We start from the raw sequence: 1138 nt of genomic DNA, 5'->3' as shown, positions 1-1138 counted from the left end.
CCGCCACCGGCCCCCGCGCTGCGGGGTGCGATCCGGGAGCAGCGGCTCGATCCACTCCCAGGCCTCGTCCGGGATCTCCTGCCTGATCACAGCAAGATCTTCCCCCACGAACCCCTAACGATCCGTCAGACACGCCCTAGTGCTCACGAGCGCGGAGCGCACCTACAGGGACCCGTACAGCGATTCCTCGAAGTCCCCGTAGAGCTTCCACGCCTCGTGCTCGGTGATGAACGGCAGCGAGTTGGTGTAGATCGAGGCGCAGATGCCGGTGGTGCGGTCGATCCAGAAGTGCGTGTTGAACAGCCCCGCCCAGGCGCCGGAGAACGCCCGGCGCCGGCCCGGGATGTCCGCGGTGTTGAGCAGCAGCCCGTAGCCCCAGGTCCAGCCCGGACCGAGGTGCATCGTGTCCGTCGTCGCCGGGTCCGCGGTCGGGATCTCGGTGGGGAACGGCGCGCCGTCGAGCTGGTCGGAGAAGGCCGCGTCGACGGTCTCCTGGCGCAGGATGCGGGCCCCGTCGAGCTCACCGTCGCGCAGCAGCGCCCGCTCGAAGCGGATGTAGTCGCGCGGGGTGGAGTGCAGGCCGTGGCCGCCGGCCCACCACTGCGGGTCGTCGGGCAGGACGTTGCCGATCGAGGCCCACTGGCCGTCCTCGCCCTTGGCGTGGACCGGGGTCTTGTTGCCCTGCCGGGCGTCGTCGAGGGCGAACATCGTCTCGTCCATGCCGAGCGGGCCGGTGATGCCCTCCTTGATCACGACGTCGAGGGTCGTCCCCGCCACGGCCTCGACGACCCGGCCGAGCCAGTCGGTGTTGATCCCGTACTCGAAGCGCGTGCCCGGGTCGGCGACGAGCGGAGCCTGGAAGGCGGCCATGTCGCCGGGCACGACGTTGGGCAGCCCGGTCACCGACTCGTACCGCGCGAGGTCGGCGTTCCAGAACCAGTAGGACAGCCCCGAGGTGTGGGTGAGGAGGTGCTTGACGGTCGCGCGGCTCGCGGGGGCCCGCAGCCGCGGGGTGTCGCCGTCGAAGCCGTCGAGCACCTGGAGGTCGGCGAACTCGGGGACGTAGGTCTCGACGGGGGCCGCGAGGTCGAGCCGGCCCTGCTCGACCTGCTGCAGCGCCGCCGTCGTCGCGACCATC

Annotated in this window: 1 protein-coding gene; it reads right to left on the bottom strand. The window is 71.3% G+C overall.

The features are described from left to right. Window positions 1-162: 162 nt before the first annotated feature. Window positions 163-1138, bottom strand: a 976-nt coding sequence (locus tag AC0CYZ_RS00965) for a serine hydrolase domain-containing protein (RefSeq protein ID WP_472211219.1), incomplete at its 5' end; no start/stop codon positions are given.

It is taken from the genome of Actinomycetospora sp., from assembly GCF_055612215.1.
This window is presented reverse-complemented; position numbering and strand designations above follow the sequence as displayed.